The following is an 8,258-nucleotide window of genomic DNA, read 5'->3' on the forward strand; positions in this document are numbered from 1 at the left end:
TAATACAAGCCCTGCTGCATCGGGGAAAGCTCATAAATATCTTCTATATCATTCCCTTTACTGATCTCCTCAATGGTGCTGAATGATAATCCTTTGTAAGTAAGGTCTGATGGAGTTAGAATCACAGATGAATCTTCACTCTCTTTCACTATAGCTTCCAGGTGAGACTGATAAGCGAATAAAAGTTTTTGTATCGTATTTTCTGTAAATAATTTATCTGAAAAACGGATATTGATACTCATCACTCCGTTCACCGTCATTCCTGAGACATCCAACAAGAGATCTGTAGATAAATTAGCAGAATCTACAGAAGAGCCTATATTTTCGGAACTGTAATCAAATAAGGAGCGCTTCCCTTCAGTTTCAGAATCTCCAATTTCATTAAAATCTCCAAGGTAATTGAACTGTATGGAAGGATTACTTGTTGAAGAAAATGCATCACCCAGATAATTCAAAATACCATAACCAATCCCTTTGTTTGGAATACCTCGTAAACCTTCTTTTACACTTACCAAAGCAGGCTGACTGTTATCGCTGATATCAAGGTTAAAAGGATATACACTGGTAAACCAACCTATCGTCCGGCTGATGTCAAGTCCTGTGTTCATCACTTCCCTACCATGTCCTTCCATTAATACCTTGGTCTTGCTAACCCCAAACTGATTCTGTAAAGCCAATGCCAAACCGGTCAGTAAAACATCATTGATCTCTGCACTGTATTTCCTCCCTGCACGAGTCTGTAATAATTTAGTAGCATCAGTACTTAAACTAAAACCTAAGCTTTTATCTAAAACCTGTTTGCCTTCTACAGGATAATCTGTAACAAGAGCTGTATAGTTTTCAGATTCTACGCCTTCCCAATATAAACGCTCTTTGGATAGTTCCAAACTTCTGCTGTATTCATCCAAGGCTTTACCCCAACTCTGGAAGGAATCCGTTTTAGAGGGCAGAGAATATTGTTGTCCTCTAATTTCTGACTCATATAAATTACCTAAATCTTCCAGCAAAATTCTCCACGAAACACCATCCATTACCAAATGATGAACAACTAAAATGATACGGTCCCCATCACTCATGGAAACATGACCCACATGGAATAAAACTCCGGACTCTATGTTGATTGTACTCTGAAGGTCCTTTCCTATTTGTTGTAATTGGGATAGCTCTTCTGATTCACTACCACTCTCCCGGATATCAAAAGACGCTAAACGGTAATGTACGCCATCAATTCCCGAATTATACTGATTCCATTTCCCGTCTTTATGACTATACACCATTCTTAAAGCATCATGATGCTCTACAAGACATTTTAAGGAAGTTTCTAAAACAGAAGCCGACAGTCTTTCACTGCTTTTTAAAATAACAGACTGATTATAATGATTTTTATTGGTGATCCCTTCACTTTCAAAGAAATACCTCTGGATAGGAGTTAGAATACTTTCTCCTGTAACTTCAGACTGGTCGATTTTAGCAACATCTGTTGTCATATAGCACGCCAGCTCTTCTAATACAGGATACTGTAAAATATGTTCTACCTTCAGACTATAACCCTGCTGACGAAGCCTGGAAACTATCTGAATGGATTTTATGGAGTCTCCTCCTAAATTATAATAGTTATCACGGATACTGATCGGACTGTGTTTCAAGACCTGCTCACAGACAGAGACTAATACCTTTTCTTCTTTACTGGTAGCTGCAACATATTCTGTGGTAATAAGATCTTCTGAACTTACTTCTGGTAAACTCTTTCTGTCAACCTTTCCATTGCTTGTTAAAGGAATCTGGTCAAGTTCCACATAAAAACCGGGTAACATATATTGTGGAAGCTTGCTCTCCAGATGTCTCGCCAGATCCTGCTTGTCAATCGGGGTATCACTTACATAGTACACCACCAAACTCTTATCTTCTTCATGTTCTTTTACTTCTGTAACAACAGATTTAATCGATTCACTGAAAGAAAGCACCTGGCTGTCGATCTCTCCAAGCTCTATCCTATGACCACGGATCTTTACCTGATGGTCAATCCTTCCCAGATACTCTATTGTACCATCAGCTAGCCATTTTCCTAAATCTCCTGTGCGGTACATCTTCGTACCCGGAATAAATGGATTGTCTACAAACTTCTCTGCGGTAAGCTCTGGATTATTTAAATAACCCTGAGCCAATCCAGCTCCAGAGATATACATCTCCCCGCTTACTCCTGCAGGAACCAAATGTTTATTCTCATCTAAAATATAAATCTGCGTATTGGCGATAGGCTGACCGATAGGTATGGTAGAAGAAGCTAAATCACTCCCCTTTTCAAGTTTATGTACGGTAGCACAGATGCTCGTCTCTGTAGGACCATAAGCATTGTAAAAAGTTCCATACTTCAGATATTCTTTCGTCTTACCAATAATTGCTGATTCTCCTGCGGTTATTAAACCTTTCAATCCCTGAAGTCTCTCAACATTCAGTAAACTGAAAAATGCCGGTGGCAGTGTTACCAGATCAATGGAATGATTGTTTACATACTCTTCAAAGGCATAAACATCTTTTCTCACTGAATCACTCAAAATATGAAGACTCTTACCACTTAGCAACGTCATAAAAATCTCTGAAATAGAAGCATCAAATGAAAAAGAAGCAAACTGAGCAACATTCTCATAAGAGGAAACTTCAAAGAATTCTTTCTGGAATAACATTGTATTCAAAATACCGCCATGAGTATTCAAAACTCCTTTTGGTTCTCCCGTAGAACCGGAAGTGTATATGATGTATGCAATATCATCTCTTTCTAAAACTTCTGATGTAAACCCTGAGGCATCTTCTTCTGTAAATTCTAAATCTATAGAAAAAGATTCACCAGAATAGAAATCAAGGTCAAAGAAATAGTAAGATTCGGTGATCAGTAAAGATAAATCAGAAGTCATCACTTCTTTCCTGGATTCTGGAAGATTCGCATCTATAGGTACATAAACTGCTCCTAGTTTCAATATCCCAAGAATAGAAACGATCTGATTTTCTCCACGATTAAGCATTACTCCTACATAATCGCCTTTCTTGATTCCATGATCCACCTGAAGACGATAAGCTAAAGCATTCGCTTTATTATTCAGCTCTTCGTAGCTTAATACTGTATCTTCGAAAACAACAGCTCTTGAATCTGGATTTTTGGCCACTTCTTCTTCAAATAAACTAACAATATTTTGATTGTCAGGGTATGAAACAGAAGTATCATTAAATTCTTTTAGCAATACTTCCCGATCAGCAGAGCTTACATATTCTAATTCTGATAAAGGAGTATTGGGAGAGTCAATAAATTTTAATAGTAATTCTTTGTAATGTTTTATAAAGTTCTGAATAATATCTGAATCATACAGATCCTTATTATAGTTTACTTTGATGTATAACTGGTCATTAATAACACCAAAGTGAAACTCAATATCATTCTTACAGTTACCTCCTTTAAATTCCTGAATATTATCTGTTACTATTTCATGTATTGAATAAGGATCTGTTGTGGCTTCATGAAATGTAATTGAAATATCAAAAATTGAGCTTTTAGACTGATCTCTTTTAAAATCAATATCATTCAATATCTCACTCAGCGGATATATGGAATGCTCATAAGCGGAGATCAGGTTCTCTTTAACTTTTTCAAAGAAAGTATTAAAGCTATCTGTAGAACTTACTTTATTTCTTAACACTAATGTTCTTAAAAAATAACCGATCTGCTGAGAAAATTCATCTCTTTCCCTGATAGCCATCGGGGATCCTACAATAATATCTTCATGGTGGGTATATTTGTACAATAATGCCTTTAACACTGTAAGAACTCCCATGAAAAGGCTTCCATGACGTTTCTGCACCAAATTACTAAGCAGCTTGGTATTCTCAAGGGATAAAAACATCTGAAAAGCTACACTGTCATAGGTTTTGAAAGATGGTTTTATCTTATCTGTAGGAAACTGAACTACTTCCGGTAACGGTAACAAAACATCCTGCCAGTATTTTTTGTGATCCTTTGAAGCTGACAATTGTTCATAGGTCCAGTCAATATAATCCTTATACTGATATTTTACTTCTTTTTCCGGCTCAGCCCCGATTAAATAGGCCTTATATACTGAGAATATTTCATTTTCAAATATCTTAACGGACCATTCATCCGCTATAATATGATGTATATTATAATAGAAAATGCTATTTCCTTCAGGAAGATGAATTAAATAACATCGTAAAAGCAGACCGTTTTCTAAATCAAAATTTACAAGATTATCTTTATTGATAAAATCCATCCCGTCCCCATAATTACCATGAGTATAATCGACTTCATGTATATCCGCTTCTACTTTATGATGGATTATTTGCTCCAAATCTCCTGAAGCATTTAATTTAAAATTGGTTCTTAAAATTTCATATTTGTTTAGAACAAAATTCAATGCCCTTTTTAATAATTCAAGATCTAAAGTTTCCCGAATATAGAAATTTGAAGGTAAGTGGTAGGTTATGGATGCTGTAGGGTCCTGGCATGTTATCCATATTTCCCTTTGAACATGAGATGTTCTGTAATGGATATTACCTTGTTCATCTACAGAAACATTTGAGAGTGATTTATTTTTAAAAAATTGAACTAAAGAATCTTTATTTATTTTTATTTCCTTCAAAAGCTCAGTTGGAATATTCTCTTTCGTGGAAATGATTTCTAAATCATCATTCTTCAATACAACTTCTATGTTATTTTCTTTTAATTTATCAATAAAATTTTTCATAAATTTTGGTATAATTGATATTTCTGTTAAAAATTATCCTTAGTTAATGCAGCTTATAATCTTTGATTATTTTTTAATATATAAAACAATATCAATCTGTTAAGGGAGATAATATTGAGTTTACATAGAAATATCGTTGGGATTCAAGCAGACCATTTAAAAACTTTGCATTTTTATTTAAACCAAATGCAAAGTTTATAATTGATCATTGATTTAAAATCTAACTTTACATTACAATTCAGTAATTCCGTTATACATATTCTATTGTCTTTTCCCCGAATAATCTTTCTGCCTCGATGCCTCTGGATATACATTCTTCCAGCAGTTTATTGGATTCTACAATAGCTTTGGATTCATCTGTATATTTAATAGAACTGATGAATACCAGCCAAGGTTCCATTCCCATTGCATATACAAATACATCTTTAGGATTAAAAATATCGATAAAGGCTATTCCCTGATTGTAGTCAGATCCGGCCAGACGTCGGGAAAGGTCTTTATCCCTTTCTAATTTTTTATACATTAATGGTCCGTACAGCCAGGATAAAGGAGCTCCTTCACATTCCATTCCCAGGAATAACACATCCACTTCTCCAACGATTCCTTTTACTTTTTCATAGATCTTTGGCTCGATGTTACAAGAATCTGCTGCAAATAAAAGTCTGATGCCATTGTGTAGGGAAAAGTGATAACACAGTTTACTTCTAACATCAAGATCGGCATGTTCTCCTAAGAATGGAAGTCCTGTGATCACACAATTCTCCATTTCGATGCTTTCCAACTCATTCAATTCAATAACCTGCTTAAAGCCTATTTTCTTAAACATCAACTTAAGATCTGGATCCTGTAAGTTTCCTTTACTGCTGCTTGGAACAATAATCGTTTTTATTCTGTGGCGTAATTGTAATAACGTTTCCAAAAGAATATGATCCTGATGGTTGTGAGTAATTAAAACATAATCAATTTCTTCAGGAAGATCATTAATGGTATATCTGTTCACATCTGTTTCATATCCGTCATAGCTTATAACGGGATCTACCACAATTGATACTTTTTTGGTTTCAACCAAAACGCAGGCATGTCCGAAATATCTGGTTCTAACTCCCGGCCCGTTATATTTTCGGAATTCTGCCGGTTTTTCTTTAGTAAAAAAGGTTTTGAAAAGCTCTTCTTTTTCAGCAGGAATATTTAATAATTCTTTGATTCTATTATAATCTCCCGGAATTTTTTTCATTGTAAACAGCTCATCTATTACTTCAGATTTGAAAGGAATATCAAGATGAATAACATTTTCATCCGGTAATCTTGGAGTACTTAACACAAATGATCTTGAATCATCGGAATCAATTAATTGTAAGCTTATAGACTGAGCCGACTCATCGTAATACTTACTCGCATATAATAATGGTTCTATTAATCTGTAATTGACATTATTATTTAAATCGTAATACAGCTCAACATATCCTTTTAGAATTTCAGGAATCTTTTCATACATACTATTAAGAGAGAAGCCCTGAACTTCTGATTGCAAAATCTCATTTAATTCTCTTAAGGCATTGTCCAATTCTAATAAATGTGCTCTTTTTTCGATGGTCTCGTCGTGTAATCTTGAAACCTCATTTACCCTTTCCGTCTGATAATCGATGAACGGACCTCCCAGCATTTTAGGATTTTTAACCGCTAAACTATGTGTTTTTGCATTTTTAATATAAGAGGACATAATTCTCAGGTGTCTATGCTTTATATTCATTGCTGCAGTAACCGGAGATATAAGGTGAGACCATGCATACCATAGATCTACCAATGGCTCAATCACGACATTAAGTTTTAAATAGGTATCGTTTTTTAAATTTTCCATTTTTTAATAATTTTTATAGTCTTTACTAGGTTAAATAATAGTTCTAAATGTGTTTTCTTCTTTGTTTTCTATTTCGTTCATCACTTCAGCCAGCTCCTTAATGGTAGGTTTCTCAAGGAAAACATTAATTTTCACCACCTTTTTCATTTTCTTTTGTATTTCTCCAATGATCCTTATGGCATTCATACTGTTTCCACCCAGTTCAAAGAAATTATCGGTAACTCCTATGTTTTCAATTCTTAATATTTCCTGCCAGATTTCTTTCAACTGTTGTTCTGATTCGTTGGTTGGTGCGATGTATTCGTTCTTTATTAAATCTGAACTGTTTACTTCTGGTAAACTCTTTCTGTCAACCTTTCCATTGCTTGTTAAAGGAATCTGGTCAAGTTCCACATAAAAACCGGGTAACATATATTGTGGAAGCTTGCTCTCCAGATGTCTCGCCAGATCCTGCTTGTCAATCGGGGTATCACTTACATAGTACACCACCAAACTCTTATCTTCTTCATGTTCTTTTACTTCTGTAACAACAGATTTAATCGATTCACTGAAAGAAAGCACCTGGCTGTCGATCTCTCCAAGCTCTATCCTATGACCACGGATCTTTACCTGATGGTCAATCCTTCCCAGATACTCTATTGTACCATCAGCTAGCCATTTTCCTAAATCTCCTGTGCGGTACATCTTCGTACCCGGAATAAATGGATTGTCTACAAACTTCTCTGCGGTAAGCTCTGGATTATTTAAATAACCCTGAGCCAATCCAGCTCCAGAGATATACATCTCCCCGCTTACTCCTGCAGGAACCAAATGTTTATTCTCATCTAAAATATAAATCTGCGTATTGGCGATAGGCTGACCGATAGGTATGGTAGAAGAAGCTAAATCACTCCCCTTTTCAAGTTTATGTACGGTAGCACAGATGCTCGTCTCTGTAGGACCATAAGCATTGTAAAAAGTTCCATACTTCAGATATTCTTTCGTCTTACCAATAATTGCTGATTCTCCTGCGGTTATTAAACCTTTCAATCCCTGAAGTCTCTCAACATTCAGTAAACTGAAAAATGCCGGTGGCAGTGTTACCAGATCAATGGAATGATTGTTTACATACTCTTCAAAGGCATAAACATCTTTTCTCACTGAATCACTCAAAATATGAAGACTCTTACCACTTAGCAACGTCATAAAAATCTCTGAAATAGAAGCATCAAATGAAAAAGAAGCAAACTGAGCAACATTCTCATAAGAGGAAACTTCAAAGAATTCTTTCTGGAATAACATTGTATTCAAAATACCGCCATGAGTATTCAAAACTCCTTTTGGTTCTCCCGTAGAACCGGAAGTGTATATGATGTATGCAATATCATCTCTTTCTAAAACTTCTGATGTAAACCCTGAGGCATCTTCTTCTGTAAATTCTAAATCTATAGAAAAAGATTCACCAGAATAGAAATCAAGGTCAAAGAAATAGTAAGATTCGGTGATCAGTAAAGATAAATCAGAAGTCATCACTTCTTTCCTGGATTCTGGAAGATTCGCATCTATAGGTACATAAACTGCTCCTAGTTTCAATATCCCAAGAATAGAAACGATCTGATTTTCTCCACGATTAAGCATTACTCCTACATAATCGCCTTTCTTGATTCCAT

Annotated in this window: 3 protein-coding genes; all 3 read right to left on the reverse strand. The window is 35.3% G+C overall.

Going from position 1 to position 8,258, the window contains the following annotated elements; translation table 11 throughout:
- On the reverse strand, nucleotides 1–4,751 hold a 4,751-nt coding region (locus AC0INN_RS21675), incomplete at its 3' end, for a non-ribosomal peptide synthetase (protein WP_306615085.1).
- Between the two features lie 250 nt (nucleotides 4,752–5,001).
- Complete coding sequence (locus AC0INN_RS21680; RefSeq protein WP_273648447.1) at nucleotides 5,002–6,609, reverse strand: MBL fold metallo-hydrolase; 1,608 nt, start codon at nucleotides 6,607–6,609, stop codon at nucleotides 5,002–5,004.
- Nucleotides 6,610–6,639: 30 nt separating this feature from the next.
- Nucleotides 6,640–8,258, reverse strand: a 1,619-nt coding sequence (locus AC0INN_RS21685) for a non-ribosomal peptide synthetase (RefSeq protein WP_306615087.1), incomplete at its 5' end; no start/stop codon positions are given.

The sequence above is a fragment of the Chryseobacterium subflavum genome, assembly GCF_055762745.1.

Coding starts and splice junctions, on each gene's coding strand:
- AC0INN_RS21680 (WP_273648447.1), bottom strand. CDS start 6,609: ATGGAAAATTTAAAAAACGATACCTATTTAAAACTTAATGTCGTGATT.